Source organism: Polaribacter sp. Hel1_33_78 (genome assembly GCF_900106075.1).
In the GTDB taxonomy this organism is placed as follows: Bacteria; Bacteroidota; Bacteroidia; order Flavobacteriales; family Flavobacteriaceae; genus Polaribacter.
Window position 1 is genome coordinate 2920961 of the sequence record NZ_LT629794.1, and the last position, 20479, is coordinate 2941439.

General features: G+C 30.5%; 20 protein-coding genes. 8 read left to right on the forward strand and 12 right to left on the reverse strand.

Annotation, left to right across the window (positions count from 1 at the left end; genetic code table 11):
• Positions 1-2 precede the first annotated feature (2 nt).
• Complete coding sequence (gene gldC, locus BLT88_RS12695) at positions 3-338, reverse strand: gliding motility protein GldC (protein ID WP_036782987.1); 336 nt, start codon at positions 336-338, stop codon at positions 3-5.
• Positions 338-1297, reverse strand: a complete 960-nt coding sequence (gene gldB / locus BLT88_RS12700) for a gliding motility lipoprotein GldB (protein ID WP_091955181.1) — start codon at positions 1295-1297, stop codon at positions 338-340. Before gldB ends, gldC begins: the two co-directional genes overlap by 1 nt.
• A gap of 60 nt (positions 1298-1357) precedes the next feature.
• Here gldB and nadE point away from each other — a divergent pair, with 60 nt between their 5' ends.
• Positions 1358-2146: an NAD(+) synthase gene (nadE, locus tag BLT88_RS12705; RefSeq protein WP_091955184.1), complete on the forward strand. Its 789-nt coding sequence runs from the start codon at positions 1358-1360 to the stop codon at positions 2144-2146.
• A gap of 259 nt (positions 2147-2405) precedes the next feature.
• On the opposite strand, the gene BLT88_RS14450 is transcribed toward nadE, so the two are convergent.
• From BLT88_RS14450 to tig, 5 genes are all read right to left on the reverse strand, one after another.
• A complete protein-coding gene (locus BLT88_RS14450; protein ID WP_302846593.1) occupies positions 2406-2537 on the reverse strand; it encodes a hypothetical protein in 132 nt (43 codons plus the stop codon).
• A 432-nt stretch (positions 2538-2969) separates the two neighbouring features.
• Positions 2970-4982, reverse strand: coding sequence for a DNA primase (gene dnaG, locus BLT88_RS12710; RefSeq protein ID WP_091955186.1), 2013 nt, complete (start codon positions 4980-4982; stop codon positions 2970-2972).
• Between the two features lie 123 nt (positions 4983-5105).
• Positions 5106-6341, reverse strand: coding sequence for an ATP-dependent Clp protease ATP-binding subunit ClpX (clpX, locus tag BLT88_RS12715; RefSeq protein WP_036782976.1), 1236 nt, complete (start codon positions 6339-6341; stop codon positions 5106-5108).
• Between the two features lie 95 nt (positions 6342-6436).
• Positions 6437-7096: an ATP-dependent Clp endopeptidase proteolytic subunit ClpP gene (clpP, locus tag BLT88_RS12720; protein WP_036782973.1), complete on the reverse strand. Its 660-nt coding sequence runs from the start codon at positions 7094-7096 to the stop codon at positions 6437-6439.
• Positions 7097-7244: 148 nt separating this feature from the next.
• Positions 7245-8567, reverse strand: a complete 1323-nt coding sequence (gene tig / locus BLT88_RS12725; protein WP_091955189.1) for a trigger factor — start codon at positions 8565-8567, stop codon at positions 7245-7247.
• Between the two features lie 212 nt (positions 8568-8779).
• Between tig and pyrH the strand changes: the two genes are divergently transcribed.
• The 7 genes from pyrH (at position 8780) to BLT88_RS12760 (ending at position 17360) form a co-directional block, all read left to right on the forward strand.
• On the forward strand, positions 8780-9487 hold the full coding sequence (pyrH, locus tag BLT88_RS12730) for a UMP kinase (protein WP_091955190.1): 708 nt from the start codon (positions 8780-8782) through the stop codon (positions 9485-9487).
• 27 nt (positions 9488-9514) lie between these two features.
• Positions 9515-10069, forward strand: coding sequence for a ribosome recycling factor (gene frr, locus BLT88_RS12735; protein ID WP_091955192.1), 555 nt, complete (start codon positions 9515-9517; stop codon positions 10067-10069).
• Positions 10070-10162: 93 nt separating this feature from the next.
• The gene (locus BLT88_RS12740; protein ID WP_036782962.1) at positions 10163-12538 is read left to right on the forward strand and encodes an RND family transporter; all 2376 of its coding nucleotides are present in this window, start codon (positions 10163-10165) and stop codon (positions 12536-12538) included.
• 208 nt (positions 12539-12746) lie between these two features.
• Positions 12747-13475, forward strand: coding sequence for a LuxR C-terminal-related transcriptional regulator (locus tag BLT88_RS12745; RefSeq protein ID WP_091955194.1), 729 nt, complete (start codon positions 12747-12749; stop codon positions 13473-13475).
• Between the two features lie 394 nt (positions 13476-13869).
• Complete coding sequence (gene asnS / locus BLT88_RS12750) at positions 13870-15303, forward strand: asparagine--tRNA ligase (RefSeq protein ID WP_036782957.1); 1434 nt, start codon at positions 13870-13872, stop codon at positions 15301-15303.
• Entirely contained in the window at positions 15304-16761 is a 1458-nt protein-coding gene (gene rpoN / locus BLT88_RS12755) for an RNA polymerase factor sigma-54 (protein WP_036782954.1), read from the forward strand.
• 245 nt (positions 16762-17006) lie between these two features.
• Entirely contained in the window at positions 17007-17360 is a 354-nt protein-coding gene (locus BLT88_RS12760; protein WP_231960005.1) for a hypothetical protein, read from the forward strand.
• Here BLT88_RS12760 and BLT88_RS12765 read toward each other — a convergent pair.
• From BLT88_RS12765 to BLT88_RS12785, 5 genes are all read right to left on the reverse strand, one after another.
• The gene (locus BLT88_RS12765; RefSeq protein ID WP_091955196.1) at positions 17355-18020 is read right to left on the reverse strand and encodes a porin family protein; all 666 of its coding nucleotides are present in this window, start codon (positions 18018-18020) and stop codon (positions 17355-17357) included. The two genes, BLT88_RS12760 and BLT88_RS12765, sit on opposite strands and share 6 nt — an antisense overlap.
• Before the next feature lie 114 nt (positions 18021-18134).
• Positions 18135-18602: a biopolymer transporter ExbD gene (locus BLT88_RS12770; protein ID WP_091955198.1), complete on the reverse strand. Its 468-nt coding sequence runs from the start codon at positions 18600-18602 to the stop codon at positions 18135-18137.
• Positions 18603-18622: 20 nt separating this feature from the next.
• Positions 18623-19246: a biopolymer transporter ExbD gene (locus BLT88_RS12775; protein ID WP_036782948.1), complete on the reverse strand. Its 624-nt coding sequence runs from the start codon at positions 19244-19246 to the stop codon at positions 18623-18625.
• 3 nt (positions 19247-19249) lie between these two features.
• Positions 19250-19714 carry a hypothetical protein gene (locus BLT88_RS12780; RefSeq protein WP_172824317.1) on the reverse strand — a complete coding sequence of 155 codons (465 nt, stop codon included), beginning with the start codon at positions 19712-19714 and terminating at the stop codon, positions 19250-19252.
• Positions 19715-19722: 8 nt separating this feature from the next.
• Entirely contained in the window at positions 19723-20445 is a 723-nt protein-coding gene (locus BLT88_RS12785) for a MotA/TolQ/ExbB proton channel family protein (RefSeq protein WP_036782942.1), read from the reverse strand.
• Positions 20446-20479: the final 34 nt, after the last annotated feature.

The window sequence follows — 20479 nt, forward strand, 5'->3', positions numbered from 1 at the left end:
ACTTACTTTTTAAGCTCCAATTTTTCCGCAAAATACTCACAAAAATCACGCATGGTAGCACTCATTTTTTGATCATCCGTGGCTCTCTCAAAAGTATCTGCCATGGACACTAAAGTTTGATGATAAAATTGTTTCATTTCATCTACCGGCATATCTTTCGTCCACAAATCCATTTTTAAAGTATCTTTTGTCTTATGATCCCAAACAGAGATCATAATTGCTTTTGAAGCTTCATTGTCAATTCCACCATCTTTTGCCGTCCAAGAAATATCTTCAGGAACTTTATTTTCATCTAAACCAACTTTAAATTTTATTTCAGAATTGTGTTTAACAGCCATTATTTTTTGGGTTTGTATTTAGATTTATTGAATAAATCAGATTCATTTATTTCTAATAATTCTTGCAAAGATACATCATTATGTTTCATATATGATTTTACAATTTGCCATCCAATCCAAACTCCAATTTTACCTGGAGTAGCATTATCTTGCTCGGTATAAAACTTAGAAAAGGGTGCATTTTCAAGAAATCTTTTGTTCAGTTTTGTATCTGTACTAAACAATAATTTTTTATCAATAAAATACATCCAAACTTGTTCTTCATTTGAAGTTGCCCAATTAAATTTATTTTGAGAATACCCCATTTTCACATTGTCAGAAATTAATGGTAAATATAAATCTAATAAGTACATTCTTTTCCCTTCCTGAATCATTTTACTAATAAAGTCCCTGTTAATAGACGGATAAACTTGTTGGTCTATAATAGCTTTTGCAGCATCTACAACAATATGATCTTTTGAATTATTTTCCTTAATATATTTTGGATAATCTCCATAAAATGGATGATTTTTCCCAAGGTAAACATCCAAAGAAATTAACAATAAACTATCCGAATAAATAACTCTATTCTCATAATCTATGTTTGTTATCATGGTAATAATATTAGGTGGATTAAAGGTTGGATTGTAATATTTTATGTGTTTAAAAAGCGATGAAATTTGTTTTTCTACAAATGAAAAGTTCTCGTAAATATTCTGAGTTTCAGCAAATAATTCTTGCTCTTGCTTATCATTAACTTTAATAATCGCTAGACTATCGGTAAATTCTTTTGGAAATAAATAAGGATATTTTTCTTTAACTTTTGGAAGTGTTTCTTTTGTAGACTCATAGAAATCAACCTCATATCTTTTTATTAAAAAATCAACATTTATTTTAGAAACATCAATTCTAATATCATTTTTATCAGAACATGAAAAAAACAAGCACAAAACCATTAAAAATGCAAATAAAAATCTCATAAAATTTGTATCTTAGTATCTTAATTTAAAGAACGCTAAAAGTACTAAAATAGTTTATTAATGAACACTGAAAAAGTAGCAGAATACATTATTAATTGGTTAAAAGAATATGCAACAAATGCAAAAACAAATGGTTTTGTTGTTGGTGTTTCTGGAGGAGTAGATTCTGCGTTAACATCCACTTTATGTGCAAAAACAGGTTTACCAACTTTATGTGTAGAGATGCCCATTCACCAAGCAGAAAGTCAAGTTTCCAGAGCAGAAGAACATATACTACAATTAAAAAAACGTTTTGAGAATGTTTCTGAAGTAAGAGTGAATCTAACCTCTACTTTTGAAGATTTTAAAAATGTAGTTCCTGGCATAGAGGATTCTACAAAATTAAATTTATCTCTAGCAAATACTAGAGCCCGTTTAAGAATGACTACTTTGTATTATTTTTCAGGTTTACAAGGGTTATTGGTTGCCGGAACAGGAAATAAAGTAGAAGATTTTGGTGTTGGTTTTTACACTAAATATGGTGATGGAGGCGTAGATTTAAGTCCAATTGCAGATTTGATGAAATCTGAAGTTTATGAATTAGCTGCGTATTTAGGTGTGCCAAATTCCATACAAAAAGCACAGCCAACAGACGGTTTGTTTGGCGATAGTAGAACAGATGAAGACCAAATAGGTGCTTCTTACGATGAATTAGAATGGGCTATGAATATGCAAGATAAAGGTAAAATTTTTGAAGATTTCTCTGGAAGAGAAAAAGAAGTCTTTAAAATATACACAAGACTAAATACAATTAACCAACACAAAATGATGCCAATACCTGTTTGTGAAATACCAACTAATTTAAAGTAAGTTGACCGCAGTCATTAATTTCTTAATTATTAAAAAAACCTTTTTTTTCTAGAATTTTACCAAATTCAGAATGTAAATAACAGAAATAATATTTTTATTATTTACAGGGTCTACTTCATTTAAACATTTCACTTTTTTCTCAAGATAAAGGCCTAATTTAAGCTAAATAAAGAAACTATTTAAAAAAATCATTTATTAGAAAATGCCTTAAACATCAATTATTAAGGCATTTTCTTTAAATTTTATATTTTACTAATTATTATAATAAGTTCGCAGAAATCATCATTTTTTTAATTCTCATATAAGCCCTTCTTTTAGACCCTTTTGAAATTTCAAATGGTAAAAAAATAAATAATTGAATGATTTTTAAGATCTGTAATGTTCTTTTCATCACTGTAAATTTTAATTCCTAGCGACAACAAGATAACAATTTAAAACAGTTTTTTACATCTTTCTTGAATAAAAAAAATATTTAACTATATGATTGGCAAATATATACTTGTATTTTTCCTTGGATAATAATTTATAAAAAAATAAAAAGTTATAGTAAACAAGCAGAAATCACCATACTTTTTATTCGAATTATAGCTTTATTTTTTTGAACTTTTAAATATGTTAAACGGGAGTTTAAATGGAAATTAAGTTCTCTGTATAATTTGAAAAATTATTTTCATAAGTTCGAATTCTTTCTAAGCAACAAAAGCATCTTTTACCCTCATATAAAATAGAAAACAATAAAATAAACTTTTAAATGAATTTCAATTATTAGTTTAAGAAAATACTAGGTTGCAATATCTTTCAATAAAATTCGTAGAATATAATATTATATAACTCTATTTAATTTTTCAAAAAGTCTCATTTTTAATTGCGTGTAGCTTTTTATCATTTCTAAATCGATATTTTTAGATTGACTTTCCATAGCTTCTTTCATCAATTCTTCAATTTTTTGGCCAATTAAAATTCTACGTAAATTAAAAACAGCATCATTAACTGCTTTATTTAAAACTTCTAAAGCACCCGTAACATTGATGTTTTGCCCCTCCCAATCACTCAATTTCATATTTGGATTTTCTTCATCCATTAAAATAGCAGTAACGATAGTTCTTATATCTGGATTTTCATGGTTGATTAAACCATCCATTTCAAGTTTTTCAAATTGATTTAATTGATGAATCATTTCTGCATAAATTTCTTGGAAAGTTGAATTCGAAAACTCAATTTCGTCATCATGCAAATGAACGTATATTTCTGCAGAAACTAAGTTTTGGTATTTTCTTGTATCAATTTTCTCTTTACCATCTTCATTCGTATGAATAACTTCCTCAATGAATTCCACCTCCTCATTGCCATACAAAAGTAAAATTCTTATAATTTCATTCTCAAGTATTGATAGTTGATCAATTTTTTGAGAAGAAACTTGCCCACCTTTCACCAATCCCATTTGAGCTTGCTCTTGATCCATAAAATATTCTGGAGGTGGCTGATTTGGGTCTACATTGTTATAATTTGAACTCGTTTTAGTTTTTTGAAAAGATTCTTTTTTTAATAATTGCGCCAATTCACTAAATAAAACTCGTTCAGAAATATCCATAATTCTTGAACATTCTTGCACATAAACTTCCCTTTGAATTCCGTCAGGAATTTTAGAAATACTAGTTACTATATCTCTAATTACACTTGCTTTTTTTATGGGATCATTATCTGAATCCTTTAGCAAAAGTGAGACTTTAAAGTTGATAAAATCTTGTGCAGAATTTTCTAAATATTCCTTTAAATCACTATCTGAATGTGATTTCGCAAAACTATCTGGATCTTCTCCGTCAGGAAATTGAACAACTTTTACATTCATTCCTTGTTCTAGAATTAAATCTATTCCACGAATAGAGGCTCTAATTCCCGCTGCATCTCCATCAAAAAGAACAGTAATATTTTTTGTTAATCTGTTTATTAACCTAATTTGATCTGAAGTTAATGCCGTACCAGATGAAGCTACTACATTTTCAATTCCTGATTGATGAAAAGAAATTACATCCGTATATCCTTCAACCAAAAAACAATTGTCTTGTTTCGCGATTTCTTTTTTAGCTTGATAAATTCCATAAAGGATTTTGCTTTTATGATAAATGTCGCTTTCAGGTGAATTTAAATATTTGGCTGCTTTTTTATCCGCTGTTAAAATACGCCCACCAAAACCTAAGATTCGCCCAGACATCGAGTGAATAGGAAATAGTACACGTCCTTTAAATCGATCAAATTGTTTATTTTCTTTTACAATGGTCAAGCCTGTTGAGGCTAAGTATTTTAAATCATAACCTTTTGCTAAAGCCGATTTTGTAAAATTATCCCACTCATCAATACAATAGCCTAATTCAAACTTTTTAATGGTTTCGTCTCTAAAACCACGTTCTTTAAAATATGATAATCCTATTGCTTTACCTTTATTTGAATTAAGCATTAAATCATGAAAATAATCTTTAGCAAAATTAGACACCAAAAACATACTTTCGCGTTCATTCATTTGCTCTTTCTGCTCATCGGTTTGCTCAGTTTCTTCAATTTCTATATTGTACTTTTTAGCTAACCATTTTAAAGCTTCTGGATATGAATAATGCTCATGTTCCATCAAAAAAGAAACTGCATTTCCTCCTTTACCAGTAGAAAAATCTTTCCAGATTTGCTTTACCGGAGACACCATAAATGACGGTGATTTTTCATCTGTAAAAGGACTTAATCCTTTAAAGTTACTTCCTGCTTTTTTTAGCTGAACAAATTCACCAATAACCTCCTCGACTCTTGCAGATTCAAAAACGCGGTCTATAGTACTTCTAGAAATCATTTATTTGGTATGATAAAAGGTAAACAAATATAAGAATAAGATATTTTTATAAAAGTAATCTTTCTAAAATAAAAAACCTCACTAATTGAATTTAGTGAGGCTTATTTTATTTAATTTTTAAAATTAAGATGCTGCTCTTAATTTCTTTAAAGTCGAATTTGATAATTTAGCCTCAGCATAATTTTTAGTTACTTTAAATTCTTTTTCATCAGAACTTGGTAAATCGAACATTGCATCTGTAAATATCGCTTCACATAAAGAGCGTAAACCTCTTGCTCCTAATTTATATTCTACAGCTTTTCCAACAATATAACCTAAAGCACCTTCTGTAATTGTAAACTCAACATCATCCATTACAAATAATTTTGCGTATTGTTTAATAATCGAATTTTTAGGTTCTGTTAAAATTGCCCGCAACGTTTCTGCATCTAAAGGATTCATATAACTTAATACCGGTAAGCGTCCAATAATCTCAGGAATTAAACCGAAAGCTTTTAAATCTGAAGGAATAATATATTGTAATAAATTTTCATGATCAACTTTATCCTCGTCTAAAGAAGCGCTAAAACCGACAGCTTGCATGTTTAATCGCTTACTTATAATTCTATCTATCCCTGAAAAAGCACCTCCTGCAATAAATAAAATATCTTGCGTATTTACTTCAATAAATTTTTGCTCTGGATGTTTTCTTCCTCCTTTTGGTGCAACATTTACAACTGTTCCTTCTAATAATTTCAATAAGGCTTGCTGAACCCCCTCACCAGAAACATCTCTAGTTATCGAAGGGTTATCTCCTTTTCTCGCAATTTTATCAATTTCATCAATAAAAACGATACCTCTTTCTGCCTTTTCTACATCATAATCTGCAGCTTGCAGCAATCTACTTAAAATACTTTCTACGTCTTCTCCTACATAACCGGCTTGCGTTAATACGGTAGCATCTACAATAGAAAAGGGCACATTTAACATTTTTGCAATTGTTTTTGCGACTAGTGTTTTTCCTGTTCCGGTTTCACCAACTAAAATGATATTCGATTTTTCAATTTCTACTTCATCCTCATCTTCTACTTGCAACAAACGCTTGTAGTGATTATACACTGCAACGGCCATTGCACGTTTAGTCTCTACTTGACCAATAATGTATTGATCTAAAAACTTTTTAATTTCTTGAGGCTTTTTTAGAATTAAATCTTTAGACAAACTGCTAGTTTTTGAATCCGAAACCTCTTCTTCTACAATTCCATGAGCTTGCTCAATACATTTATCGCAAATATGAGCATCCATACCCGCAATAAGCAGGTCTGTTTCTACTTTTTTTCGTCCACAAAATGAACATTCTAAACTTTCTTCTTTTGACATTATATCCTTCTCTCTGTTTAGTCACAACGAATTCATGAATTGATCTCACTTTTAAAAAGAGAGGGCTTCATGCTATTCAAAATAACAAAACTGTTTTATTTTCTTACTAAAACTTCATCAATCATCCCGTAAGCTTTTGCTTCTTCCGCTTTCATCCAGTAATCTCTATCAGAATCGTCATGAACTTTCTCTATAGTTTGTCCTGAATGTTTTGCAATAATTGCATACAATTCATCTTTCAATTTCAAAATTTCTCTTGTGGTAATTTCAATATCAGAGGCCTGCCCTTGTGCACCTCCTAAAGGTTGATGAATCATAACTCTAGAGTGCGGCAATGCAGAACGTTTCCCTGCGGCTCCTGCGCACATTAAAACAGCACCCATAGAAGCTGCCATACCTGTACAAATTGTTGCTACATCTGGCTTTATAAATTGCATAGTGTCATAAATCCCTAAACCTGCATATACTCCTCCACCAGGGGAATTAATATAAATTGAAATATCTTTATTCGCGTCTACACTTTCTAAAAACAATAACTGAGCTTGAATAACATTAGCTACTTGATCATTAATTCCTGTTCCTAAAAAGATAATTCTATCCATCATTAAACGTGAAAAAACATCCATTTGAGTGATGTTCATCTGACGTTCTTCCATAATATATGGTGTTAAACTACTTGTAATTTTACCAAAATGTGTGCTATTTATTCCATGATGTTTGGTCGCATATTTTTCGAACTCTTTTCCGTAATCCATTTTGTGATTCTTTTAAATATTTATACTGTAAAGATAAGAAAGTATTTGTTAGTTTTTTGTTAATGTAACTAGCTAAAAAAACCTAAATTTTTCAATTCAGGTTTCTATTATCGTTAGATTCTGAGTACAAGATCAGAATTTAATTTCACTATTTGTAAACTTCTTTAATAAAGTCTTCATAGGAAACTTCTTTCGTTTTAAAGCTAATCTTCTCTTTGAAAAACCCTAATAGTTTTTGACTAATTAATTGAGATTGCAATTTCTGTGCCTCTTCTTGATTTTGTAAGATTCTGGCTGCAATATCCTCTAATTCTTTTTCTTCTGGATTCATATTCCCGAATTGAGCCATTTGTGTGCGAATAAATCCTTTTGCATACTCTACTAATTCTGCGTACTCTAATTTAATATCATTATCTTTCATAATCTTCCCTTCGATTAATTGATAACGCAATCCTTTTTCAGATTTTTTATATTCTGCTTCCGCCTCATCGGCTGTTAATGGTTTTTCGCCAGCTGTTGCTAACCATTTTTGCAAGAATTCCGACGGTAAATCAAACTTTGTGTTCTCTACTAAATACTCTGTAATTGCATTTAATAACTGTTGATCTCCTTGTTGTTGAAATTGCTTTTCTGCATCTTCCTTTATTTTCTCTCTTAATTCCGTTACAGTAGTTACACTTCCGTCAGCAAATAATTTATCAAATAACTCCTTATCTAAATCTGCTGGTTCGGTTTTTGTAATGTCCTCAACTGTAAAAGTAACCGTAATATCTAAATCATGAATTACATCATGGGCAACACCTAAAATCTGCTCTAATTTATGATCATCTTCAAACAATTTTTTAGTCTCTAATGCAATAACATCTCCCACCTTTGCACCAATAACTTTCTTTTCGTTTTTCTTTCCTTTTAAATCGTTAACTAAAAAAGTAGATTTTTTATTGATTTCTTTTTCCTCATTTATAAAAGTTCCTGTAACATTAGAATGCTCAGTAGCCTCGTCTAACGAACTCATTTTTCCGTAACGGGTTTGAATGTTCTTAACTTCCTCGTCAATTAAAGAATCAGTGGCAACTATATTATACTGCTTTATTTTATTTTTTTGGCTTAAATCGATTTCAAATTCCGGAACCAAACCTAATTCAAATTCAAAAGAAAAAGTCTCTGCATCCCAATCAAAATTTTCTTTTATTCTTGGAATAGGGTTTCCTAAAATATCTAATTTCTCTTCTGCTAAAAATTTATTTAAAGATTCTTGTAAAAGCTTGTTAACTTCATCTATCATTATCGATTTCCCATATTGCTTTTTTATCATCCCCATTGGCACATGCCCTTTTCTGAAACCTGGAATATCCGCTTTTTTACGATAATCTGTTAATAACTCTGTCACTTTTTCTTGGTAATCTCCAGCAACTATATCAACTTTTACAACTGCATTTAATGCATCTATGTTTTCTTTTGTAATATTCATTTCTTATTATGTCTAGTTCTTAAAAAATCGACTGCAAAATTAATCAATTTAATTAACCTTACAAAAGTTTAAATACTTCAATTTCAGCAAATTCGTTTTATTTAAAAAAATAAAACAAAACTGTAAGACGTATTTAAAAAAAATAAAAAATTTATGTAATTTTGCATAACATTAATCCCAAATTATAAAGGGAATTATCAAAAAAATACTAAATGCAATATAAAAGAATTCTTTTAAAATTAAGTGGTGAAGCGTTAATGGGGGATAGACAATATGGTATAGATCCTAAACGTATTTCAGAATATGCAAAAGAAATTAAAGAAGTTGTAGCGAAAGGAATTGAAGTAGCTATTGTGATTGGTGGTGGAAATATTTTTAGAGGGGTTGCTGGTGCAAGTAATGGTATGGATCGTGTTCAAGGAGATCACATGGGTATGCTAGCAACATGCATAAATGGCTTAGCACTGCAGAGTGCTCTTGAAGATGAAGACGTTAAAACGCGTTTGCAAACGGCTTTAGAAATAAAAGAAGTTGCGGAGCCTTATATTAAAAGAAAAGCAATTAGACATTTAGAAAAAGGACGTGTAGTAATATTTGGTGCTGGCACAGGAAACCCTTATTTTACTACGGATACAGCTGCAGTTTTAAGAGCTATTGAAATTAATGCTGATGCCATTTTAAAAGGAACTAGAGTAGATGGCGTTTATAATGTAGATCCTGAAAAGGATAAGAATGCAATTAAATTTGAAACGATAACTTTTAAAGATGTTATTTCCAAAGGTTTAAAAGTTATGGATATGACTGCCTTTACTTTAAGTGAAGAAAATAAATTACCAATAATCATCTTTGACATGAACAAAAACGGAAACTTAATGAAATTAGTTTCTGGAGAAAAAATTGGCACCATAGTTAACAATTAAGAATCAAAATCTTTAAATTTTAAAAAGATGAACGAAGAAATTGAATTTATTCTAGATACTGCTAAAGAAGCAATGAGTAATGCAATTGAGCATTTAGAAAAGGAATTACGCTCAATTAGAGCAGGAAAAGCGACACCTGCAATGTTAGGAACAGTAATGGTTGATTACTATGGATCTCAAACCCCTCTTGCACAAGTTGCCAATGTAAACACGCCAGATCCAAGAACATTAAGTATTCAGCCTTGGGAAAAAAGCATGTTACAAGCAATTGAAAAAGCAATTCAAATAGCAAATCTTGGTTTAAACCCTATGAATAATGGTGATATAATTATGATTAATGTACCACCTCTTACAGAAGAACGTAGAATTGGTTTAGCTAAGCAATCTAAAGCTGAGGCAGAACACGCTAAAGTGGGTGTTAGAAATGCACGTAAAGATGCAAATAACGATATCAAAAAAACAGATATTTCTGATGATATGAAAAAAATTGCAGAAGATGATGTTCAGAAAATGACAGACGCTTTTGTAAAAAATATTGAAGGCATCCTTTCTTTGAAAGAGAAAGAAATAATGACTGTATAAATGAATAGAAATTAAAAAAAAGGAGTGTCTTAAAACACTCTTTTTTACTTTCAAGACTTACTGCCATTTAATTAACTTTGCAAAAATAAAAAAATGAATTTCTGGACAAAAGTTGCGGGTATAATTTTAAGAAACCGCTACTTGGTATTATTGGTCATTGCGATCATTACTGGTTTATTAGCAACACAGATGAAGTATATGAAATTTTCATATACAGAGGCAAACTTATTACCAAAAAATCATAAAGCTAATTTAGAATACAATAAGTTTCTAGAGATTTTTGGAGAAGAAGGAAACCTAGTAATTCTTGGTGTTCAAGATTCTACAGTTTTTACACCACAAAAATTTAATGCTTGGAATAACTTAGTAACAAAATTTAAAGATTTAAAAGAAATAGATTTTACACTTTCTATTGCTGATGTTCAAAAACTGAAAGCAGATAGAAAAAAAAGAAAATTTATTTTAGAATCTTTGTATGAGAAAGATCCAATTACAAAAAAAGAAGTTTTAGAGATTAAAAAGCAGCTTTTTGAGAAGCTACCTTTTTATGATAATTTACTTTTTAATAAAAAAACAGGAACTCTACAAACTGCTATTTATATTAATAAAGAAATTGTAAACACTCCGAAACGTCGAGATTTTATTTTTGAAACACTAATTCCGACTATTGAAAAGTTTGAAAAAGAGAACAATTTAGATGTTCGTATTTCTGGAATGCCATACATAAGAACAATAAACGCTCAAAATATACAAAATGAAATTGTCCTATTCGTCGGAGGTGCATTAGGAATTACGGCTATCATTTTCTTCTTCTTTTTTAGATCTTTTAGAGCTACTTTTATTACACTTTTAGTAGTATCAATTGGTGTAATTTGGGCGCTCGGTTTTATCGGTTTATTTCGATATGAAATTACAGTTTTATCGGCATTAATACCCCCTTTAATCATAGTTATTGGAGTGCCAAATGCTGTTTTTCTTATCAACAAATATCAGCAAGAAATTAAAAAACATGGACAACAAGCGAAGGCTTTGCAACGTGTAATTTCTAAAATTGGTAACGCCACTTTAATGACCAATATTACAACGGCATCTGGTTTTGCAACTTTTGTTTTTGTAAAAAGTGATTTATTACGTGAATTCGGAATTTTAGCTTCTGTAAATATCATTAGCATCTTTATTTTGGCTTTATTGATTATTCCAATTATCTACAGTTTTATGCCGCTTCCAAAAAAGAAGCATTTAAATCATCTTGAAAGAAGATGGATTGAAAATGTTGTTAATTGGATGGAAAGAGCCGTAAAGGAGCAACGAATTACTATCTATATCGCAACCGTAGCGATTATAATACTGGGAATTATTGGAGTTTATAAAATTAAAGTTTCCGGAAGCTTAATTGAAGACATGCCAAAAAGCATGGATTTTTATAAGGATATTAAATTCTTTGAAAAAGAGTTTGGTGGAATTATGCCTTTAGAAATTTTAATTGACACGAAAAAAGATAAAGGGGTTATGAAATTATCCACCTTAAAAAAGATGGATAAAATTAATGAGACGATAGAAACTTTTCCTGAATTATCTAAACCTATTTCTGTTGTAAATTTGATAAAATACACAAAACAGGCTTATTATAATGGAAATCCTAAATATTATCAATTACCTACAAGTCAAGAACAAAATTATATTTTCTCTTACACTAAAAACTCAAATAGTGATGCAGGAATGTTAAAGAATTTTGTTGATTCTACAGGGCGTTACGCAAGAATAACAACCTTTATGAAAGATATTGGTACTGATAAAATGGATGTTATTCAAGAGCGGCTAAAAGCGGTCATCAACAAAGAATTTCCTTCCGATAAATACTCAGTATCTATTACAGGAAAAGCATTAGTTTTTATAAAAGGAACTAATTATTTGATCAAAAATTTAGTTTTCTCCCTATCCTTGGCCATTATTTTAATTGCAATTTTCATGGCCTGGATGTTTAGATCACCACAAATGATTTTGATTTCTTTGCTACCAAATATTCTTCCTCTATTAATAACAGCAGGATTAATGGGCTTTTTTGACATCCCAATTAAACCATCAACAATTTTAGTTTTTAGTATTGCTTTTGGCATATCAGTGGATGATACTATACATTTTTTAGCAAAATATAGGCAAGAATTAATTGCGAATAAATGGCGAATAAAACCTTCAGTTTATGCCGCTTTGCGCGAAACTGGAGTGAGTATGTTTTATACCTCTATTGTTTTGTTTTTTGGTTTTTTAGTGTTTACACTCTCAAGTTTTGGAGGCACAATCGCTTTAGGAGGCTTAGTTTCTATAACTCTATTATTAGCGATGGTATCTAACTTACTGTTATTACCTTCTTTGCTGTTAACTTTCGAAAAGAAAATTGCTAACAAAAAAGTATTTAAGGAGCCTTCATTGAAAATCATTCCTCCAAAAGAAGATAAAATTGAGAAATAAAAAAACCTTTACTATTGCAGATAGTAAAGGTTTTTTGCTATTTAGATTCTAAGAATATTTTATCTTAATCTAAGAGCAACAATTTTAAAAATTCTTTTTCAAAGCAATTTTTGTAATTTTCCTTGTTCAATATAATTTTTACAAATGTAGCGCACTAATAGTTACTAATCAACTGTGTTTTTACACAGTTTTTTTTCTATATTGTAACATGAAAAATGATTTTGGAAAATATACTAGAGAAATAGTTTCAGATATACCATTTGATTCCAATGACCCTGAATACCAAAAATGTAAAGAAAAAGTACCACAATTTACTGGACAAGCCATTTATGTATACTCTTTTGTAAAAAATAGAATGTTATATGCTCATGGTTGGGATGAAATATTAGGTTATAAAGATGAAGAAATTACGCTTTTAAAACTTATTCGTCTAACTTCCGAAAGACATTCTAATTTTTCTAACGAATTTACAGACAAGGCATTACAATATATAAAAAATATTAAAGTAGATTTAGACAAATATAGTTTTACAATTGAACTTGAAAAAATTCATAAAAACGGAGAAATTATACCGTTATTTTCTAGAGCGGGCATTCATAAATCTAAAAATGGCACTATTTTAGAAATAATTGGAATTTCAGAAAGAATTCACTCTAGAAAATTGGGTAACATCATGCAATATGCAGCCTTTGGTCCAATAACATCTTTATTCGAAGAGTCTCTTAATGAGCAATTATTCAATGAATTGGGAATTTCAAGAAAAGAAAAGGAAGCTTTAGAATTAGCAGCTAAAGGATACGCCTTTAAAGAAATTGCCAATAAATTAAAGGTTAGTCAATCCGCTATCGAAAAAAGAATTATTCCGCTATACAAGAGATTTAATGTAAAGAGCTTACCACACCTTATAAGTTTTGCTCATGACAACCATATTTTATAAAAATATTTTTTTCCAACTTTAGAATTGAATCCTTGAGTTCTTGCCTATAAATATATAGCAAATTGTTTTTATTGGGTACAAAAACACTTCAGAATTTGATTATCTTCTAATAAGTAAAGGTCCCAAAAAATCTTAATTGAATAGCCCTAAATTGGCCACCAGCTAAACATATATCAAGACTGCACTTCCTGTTGAATCTTTTCCCAATAAAACAAACCCCTAGTCCCTGAAATATCCATTTAAAAGTAATGTTCTTGCTATTTTCCTTCCGTGCAAATAGACAATTTATAAAGTTATAATTTTATTGGCATTTCTTCATTGCTCATTTTACCTTAAAAAAGTATCTTTACATTTGAGTACAAATATTTAGAATCAAATCAAACAATAGACAGAGATGAAAGAGAAAAACGTTGCCGAAATTTTAAACTCGGATTTAGTTTTACAAGAAGTAGAGTTAAAAGGTTGGGTAAGAACCTTTAGAAGCAACCGTTTCATTGCTCTAAATGATGGTTCTACAATAAAAAACATACAATGTGTTATCGACTTTGAAAACACCTCAGAAGAAACTTTAAAAAGAATAACAACTGGCGCGGCAATATGTGTAAAAGGAACTTTAGTTGAAAGTCAAGGAAGAGGCCAAACTTTTGAAGTTCAAGTTTCTGAAATTAAAATACTTGGAGACTCTAATCCTGACGAATATCCAATACAACCTAAAAAACATAGCTTCGAATTTTTAAGAGAAAATGCTCATTTAAGAGTTAGAACAAACACATTTAGTGCCGTAATGCGTGTGCGATCTAAATTATCTTTTGCTGTCCATAAATATTTTCAAGAAAATGGTTTTAACTACGTAAACACACCAATAGTAACTGGTTCTGATGCTGAAGGTGCAGGAGAAATGTTTAGGGTTACTACTTTTGAAGACAACAAAGCACCATTAACTGAAGATGGCAAAATTGATTATTCAAAAGACTTTTTTGGCAAGGAAACAAATTTAACAGTTTCCGGACAGTTAGAAGCAGAAACTTTTGCAATGTCTTTAGGGAAAGCTTATACCTTTGGTCCAACATTTAGGGCAGAAAACTCGAATACAACTCGTCATTTAGCAGAATTTTGGATGATTGAGCCAGAAGTTGCTTTCATGGATTTAGATGGGAATATGGATTTGGCTGAAGATTTCATTAAATATGTAATTAATGATATTTTAGAAAACTGTAAAGATGATTTGGCTTTTTTAGACCAGCGTTTAACACAAGAAGAAAAAAGTAAACCTCAAGCTGAAAGAAGTGAATTAAATCTATTAGAAAAATTACGTTTTGTAGCAGACAATAATTTTAAACGTGTTTCTTACACGGAAGCTATCGATATTTTAAGAAATTGTAAACCCAATAAAAAGAAAAAATTTCAGTTTCCAATTAATGAGTGGGGCGCAGATCTACAATCAGAACACGAGCGTTTTTTAGTTGAAAAACACTTTAAATGTCCTGTAATTTTATTTGATTATCCAGCAGATATCAAAGCCTTTTATATGCGCTTAAATGATGATGGAAAAACGGTTAGAGCTATGGATGTTTTGTTTCCCGGAATTGGAGAAATTGTAGGCGGAAGTCAAAGAGAAGAACGTTACGATGTTTTAATTGAAAAAATGAAAGCTCTTAATATTGAAGAGGATGAACTTTGGTGGTATTTAGATTTACGTAAATTCGGATCTGCTGTGCATTCTGGTTTTGGTTTAGGTTTTGAGCGTTTGGTTCAATTTGTTACAGGAATGAGTAATATTAGGGATGTAATTCCTTTTCCAAGGACACCTCAAAATGCGGATTTTTAAATGCTAAAGCAGAGCTTACAATACAAACTATTACAAAAATTATCTCCTCAACAAATTCAGTTGATGAAACTAATTCAGTTGCCTACGCAAGCTTTTGAAGAACGTTTAAAACAAGAAATTGAAGAAAACCCAGCTTTAGATACTGGTAAAGAAGAATCAGATGCTATAGATGATGATCTATCGAATGAATATGAGGACGCTGGAAATGAAAAAATTGAAGCCGACGACATAAACATTGATGAGTATTTAAGTGATGATGACATACCTAGTTACAAAACACAAGCTAACAATTATTCAGCAGATGATGAAGAAAAAAACGTTCCTTATGCAGCAGGAACAACTTTTCATCAATCTTTAAAAAATCAATTAAATACCTTTAGGTTAGATGAAGAAGAACGTGTAATTGCAGAATTTCTTGTAGGTAGCATTGATGATAGTGGTTATATTAGAAGAGAAATTATTGACTTAGTGGATGACTTAGCTTTTACGGCGAATGTATTTACAACTGAAGAAAAAGTAATTACAATATTAACCAAAGTAGTTCACAGTTTAGATCCTGTTGGTGTTGGAGCCAGGGATCTCAAAGAGTGTTTGATAATTCAATTAAAAGCGAAAGAAAAAAATAAAATTAGAAGTTTATCAATCGGCATTTTAGAAGATGCTTTTGATCACTTTGTAAAAAAGCACTATCAAAAGCTCCAAGAAAAATTCAATATTTCAGAAGAAATCCTGAAAGAGGTAAATACTGAAATTTCAAAATTAAACCCAAAACCTGGAAGTTCTTATGCAGGTAATAACAAAATAGCAGAGCAAATTGTTCCTGATTTTTCTATTAAAATTTTAGAAGGTGAATTAGATTTAACATTAAACTCAAGAAACGCTCCAGAACTGCATATCTCTAGAGAATATAATAACATGCTAAAAGGGTATCAAGAATCTACTGTCAAAAGTAAATCTCAAAAAGATGCTGTCTTTTTTATCAAACAAAAACTAGATTCTGCAAAGTGGTTTATAGATGCCATCAAACAGCGTCAGCAGACCTTATTAATCACTATGAATACGATTATGCAGTATCAACATGATTATTTTTTAACTGGTGATGAACGCAAATTAAAACCTATGATTTTAAAAGATATTGCTGATAAAATTAACATGGATGTGTCAACGGTGTCTAGAGTCGCTAACAGCAAATTTGTATCTACTCCTTATGGAACAAAATTAATTAAAGAGTTCTTTTCTGAATCAATGAAAAATGATCAAGGGGAAGATGTTTCAACAAAAGAAATTAAAAAAATATTAGAAACTGTTATACACGAAGAAGATAAAAGAAAACCTTTAACAGATGAGAAATTATCTGTAATTTTAAAAGAAAAAGGATATCCAATTGCAAGAAGAACTATTGCTAAATATCGTGAGCAATTAGAGCTGCCTGTGGCTCGACTACGTAAAGAAATATAGTGCGATTTTATAAACTCATATCCACTCTTTTGCATCCAATTGTAATACCCACTATCGTGGTAATATTATATTTTTTATTGATTAAGAACAACCTTTCACATAGTCATAAAGTAACAGTATTGAGCTTAGTCTTTGTAGCTAGTTATTTAATCCCTTTATTAGGTTTAATCATTTTAAAAAAAATTAGATTTATAAAGAGCTTCCAAACAGAGAGCATAAAAGAAAGGAAGTTACCAATCGCTTTAATGACAATAGTTTTTTATTTCTTAGGAAATTCATTAATCACCATTCCTAACTTAAGAGATTTAGGGTTTCTTTTTTACACAACTTCTTTAGGATTATTTTTAATTTATATACTTTATAATTTCAAAATAAAAGCAAGTGTACATTTACTTTCATTTGGTATCTGCGTTGGTTTTTTTATGGTTTTAAGTAGATATTATGCGCAATCCTTTACGATTACCATCATCGTTACAATACTACTTTCAGGTCTATTAGCAAGCGCAAGATTGAATTTAAAGAAGCATACTACCAGAGAAATCTATATTGGTTTTTTTATCGGTGTATTCTCAAGTTTTAGTTTGAATTATTTCTTATAAGATATAAAATATCAAACCAAACTTTAAAACACTCGTATCCATGGCCGGTTCTGCGCTATCAAAAATAGGTGTTAACCCATAAAATATATTAATATTGAATACATCATAACCCGCAGAAAGGGTTAATCCATACTGAAGTTTACTGAATGCACTCAAATTTTTATAACTAAAACTTTTATTGTCTTCAATAAAACCGAACTTATGAGACATGTTATATAAAAACTTAACACCTGCATAAATTCGCCAAAAATCATACTTTATTGCGTTTGATGTGCGCCATCTCAACTCAAATGGGAACTCTAAATTGTGAGATTTGAATGTATTAGAACTAGTTCCAACAGCAGTAGCAAAAATAGTTTCATCATTAATTTCTCGAACTTCGATGTTGTGATTAAAAAAATCAAAGCCATACCCAACACCTACTGCAAAAGAAAAGCTTCCTTTTTGATTCAAAATAACATCCTTCATAAAACCAGTGGAGATGCTATAAGAGAAACCACTTTTAGAGACTCCTAAGGGCTGTTTAAAGAATTGAGCATACGATATAGAGGCGTAAATCTGGTCTTCAGCATAGTTATCTCCTAATTGCAAAGAGTCTTTTTGCGCATATATCTGAGAAGCGCTCAGCACACAAAATATTAAGTAAACTAATCTATTCATACTAATTGAGCTAAAGATAAATATACAATATTTCAAAATGAAAAAATTAAATTTTTTTCATAAAAAAAAGGGTAATTCGAAATGAATTACCCTTTTTTTTATGACATTATATGATTAATTACCCGCACCCTTCGAAGCTGAATAACTAATTTTAAGTGCATTTACATCTCTTAATTTCAATCTAATATCTGTAATTGTACCTACATTGGATTCTTTATCCGCTTTGATTGAAGTTGTCATAAATGGAACCTCCGCTTCAGAAACTTTCGATCTTGCATTAATAATGAAAGCAGGAACCTGATCAGCCGAAGCAATCTTGTCATTTAACTGAATTTTATTATAACCAACCCCATGCTTGCTAGCATCTTTTGATTTCCCAACATAAATAGTACAAACTAAACTCTTATGCTCTAATTTTTTAACTTCAGATGCACTCGGTAATCTAGGATTTTCAATTCTTAAGTCTGTCTCTCTCATAGTAGTAGTTACCATGAAGAAGAATAACAACATAAAAACGATATCTGGCAAGGCTGCTGTATTTACAGCTGGCATTCCCTTTTTCTTCTTTCTAAATTTAGACATGTGTTAAATTTTAAAATTAATTACGATGTTGGTTCCGCATCAGAAATAATTTGAGGATATGATTTCTTAATATCTTCAACTTTTTTCTTTAAATCTTCGTTACTTTTATTGTCCTTGTAAGTTTCTTCTAGTTCATCAAACGACATCTTATAACGCTTTGTACACAATCTATTTCTAAGAACTGTATAGGCTCTTAAAAGCTCATTCTGTACTTTAATATAAGTACCATATTCAGTACCCCTATCACTTTGAACAGATATAATTGCTTTATTTGGATGATCTGAGGAAGAGTCACTTCTATCTCCTTCACAATAGTCACAAGGTTCACCAGGAGAACCATCTTCACCAGGTTTTCCTAGACCACCTCCGTTATCTATAAATTTTATAGCAGCTTCTTTGATATCTTTCACATCCATACGCTCTCCTTCAACAAGAAGTTCATTATTTCTGTTAATATTAACCTCAAAAATATTCTTCTCTTTAATTACAGGTGGAACGTAATCTGCTGGTGGCTTTTCTGACAGCTTCTTAGACACACCTGAATCTACATTCATAGTAGTTGTTACTAAGAAGAAAATTAATAACAGAAAGGCTATATCTGCCATAGAACCTGCATTAATTTCTGGATTTTCTCTTCTTGCCATAGTTTATGATTTAACTAATCCTTTTAACAAATCCCAAACAAAAAATATGCCCGCTATACCTCCTAAGATAATACTATACCATATTCCTGTGCCAACCCAATGGTTAATAGAAGAACCTTCTTCTCCTCCTGGCTCAATATTTCCGGCAGCATTATATACTGCATTGCTATCAGACAGGAAGTAAGCAACGGCTAGTAAAACGCCTAATACCGCTAATCCTCCTAGAGTTTTCTTTAAATTTTCTGGGTTTCTAATCAAACTCCATAAAGAAAGTCCAATTGTAATTACAACAGCCGCAATAAATAACCAATACGAATAAGAGATTAATGGGCTGACTACTGTGTTTTGCAAATTATCTACATTATCTACAATATCCTCAGCGTCTTCCATAAAAATTCTTATGAAAAGAATACCACCAATAATAGCTATTGCAGCAATTACAAAATTTAAAATTTTATTACTTTTCATATTGAGTATTATTTTTTATACTTTACTAATAAATCTACCAAAGAGATAGACGCGTCTTCCATATTATTTACAATACTATCGATTTTTGCAACGATATAGTTATAAAAAATCTGAAGAATAATAGCCACAATAAGACCAAATACAGTTGTTAATAAAGCTATTTTAATACCTCCTGCAACTACTGCTGGAGAAATATCATTTGCGACAGCAATGTCATTAAAGGCTCCAATCATACCAATTACAGTACCCATAAAACCAAGCATTGGTGCTAATGCAATAAATAAAGAAATCCATGAAACGTTTTTCTCTAATTGACCCATTTGAACACCACCGTAAGAAACAACTGCTTTTTCAGCTTCTTCTACGCCTTCATCTACTCTATCAAGACCTTGATAAAAAATTGAAGCAACTGGTCCTTTTGTATTTCTACAAACTTCTTTAGCAGCTTCTACTCCACCAGAGCTTAAAGCATCATCTACATTTGCTAACAACTTTTTAGTATTTGTCGTTGCCATGTTTAAATAAATAATTCTTTCAATGGAAATAGCTAATCCTAAAATTAATGCTACTAATACAATTCCCATAAATCCTGGACCACCATCGATAAAGTTTTGCTTTAAAACTTGGTGAAAAGTTTGCGCTTCTGTTGCTGCTTCTTGAGCGAAAGTTGATTGAATAGCTCCAAAAAACATAAATCCTGTTACAGATAAGACATTTACTACTTTTTTCATCTTTGTTATAATTAATTTTAATAGTTAACGGGTT

Excerpts from the sequence above, each read along its gene's own strand:
- dnaG (WP_091955186.1), bottom strand. The coding sequence starts at position 4,982 with ATGATTTCTAGAAGTACTATAGACCGCGTTTTTGAATCTGCAAGAGTC.
- rpoN (WP_036782954.1), top strand. The coding sequence starts at position 15,304 with ATGCTAAAGCAGAGCTTACAATACAAACTATTACAAAAATTATCTCCT.
- BLT88_RS12765 (WP_091955196.1), bottom strand. The coding sequence starts at position 18,020 with ATGAATAGATTAGTTTACTTAATATTTTGTGTGCTGAGCGCTTCTCAG.
- BLT88_RS12785 (WP_036782942.1), bottom strand. The coding sequence starts at position 20,445 with ATGAAAAAAGTAGTAAATGTCTTATCTGTAACAGGATTTATGTTTTTT.
- BLT88_RS14450 (WP_302846593.1), bottom strand. The coding sequence starts at position 2,537 with ATGAAAAGAACATTACAGATCTTAAAAATCATTCAATTATTTATTTTT.
- nadE (WP_091955184.1), top strand. The coding sequence starts at position 1,358 with ATGAACACTGAAAAAGTAGCAGAATACATTATTAATTGGTTAAAAGAA.
- BLT88_RS12745 (WP_091955194.1), top strand. The coding sequence starts at position 12,747 with ATGAAAAATGATTTTGGAAAATATACTAGAGAAATAGTTTCAGATATA.
- gldC (WP_036782987.1), bottom strand. The coding sequence starts at position 338 with ATGGCTGTTAAACACAATTCTGAAATAAAATTTAAAGTTGGTTTAGAT.
- tig (WP_091955189.1), bottom strand. The coding sequence starts at position 8,567 with ATGAATATTACAAAAGAAAACATAGATGCATTAAATGCAGTTGTAAAA.
- BLT88_RS12760 (WP_231960005.1), top strand. The coding sequence starts at position 17,007 with ATGACAATAGTTTTTTATTTCTTAGGAAATTCATTAATCACCATTCCT.
- gldB (WP_091955181.1), bottom strand. The coding sequence starts at position 1,297 with ATGAGATTTTTATTTGCATTTTTAATGGTTTTGTGCTTGTTTTTTTCA.
- clpP (WP_036782973.1), bottom strand. The coding sequence starts at position 7,096 with ATGGATTACGGAAAAGAGTTCGAAAAATATGCGACCAAACATCATGGA.
- asnS (WP_036782957.1), top strand. The coding sequence starts at position 13,870 with ATGAAAGAGAAAAACGTTGCCGAAATTTTAAACTCGGATTTAGTTTTA.
- BLT88_RS12770 (WP_091955198.1), bottom strand. The coding sequence starts at position 18,602 with ATGTCTAAATTTAGAAAGAAGAAAAAGGGAATGCCAGCTGTAAATACA.
- BLT88_RS12775 (WP_036782948.1), bottom strand. The coding sequence starts at position 19,246 with ATGGCAAGAAGAGAAAATCCAGAAATTAATGCAGGTTCTATGGCAGAT.
- frr (WP_091955192.1), top strand. The coding sequence starts at position 9,515 with ATGAACGAAGAAATTGAATTTATTCTAGATACTGCTAAAGAAGCAATG.
- clpX (WP_036782976.1), bottom strand. The coding sequence starts at position 6,341 with ATGTCAAAAGAAGAAAGTTTAGAATGTTCATTTTGTGGACGAAAAAAA.
- BLT88_RS12740 (WP_036782962.1), top strand. The coding sequence starts at position 10,163 with ATGAATTTCTGGACAAAAGTTGCGGGTATAATTTTAAGAAACCGCTAC.
- pyrH (WP_091955190.1), top strand. The coding sequence starts at position 8,780 with ATGCAATATAAAAGAATTCTTTTAAAATTAAGTGGTGAAGCGTTAATG.
- BLT88_RS12780 (WP_172824317.1), bottom strand. The coding sequence starts at position 19,714 with ATGAAAAGTAATAAAATTTTAAATTTTGTAATTGCTGCAATAGCTATT.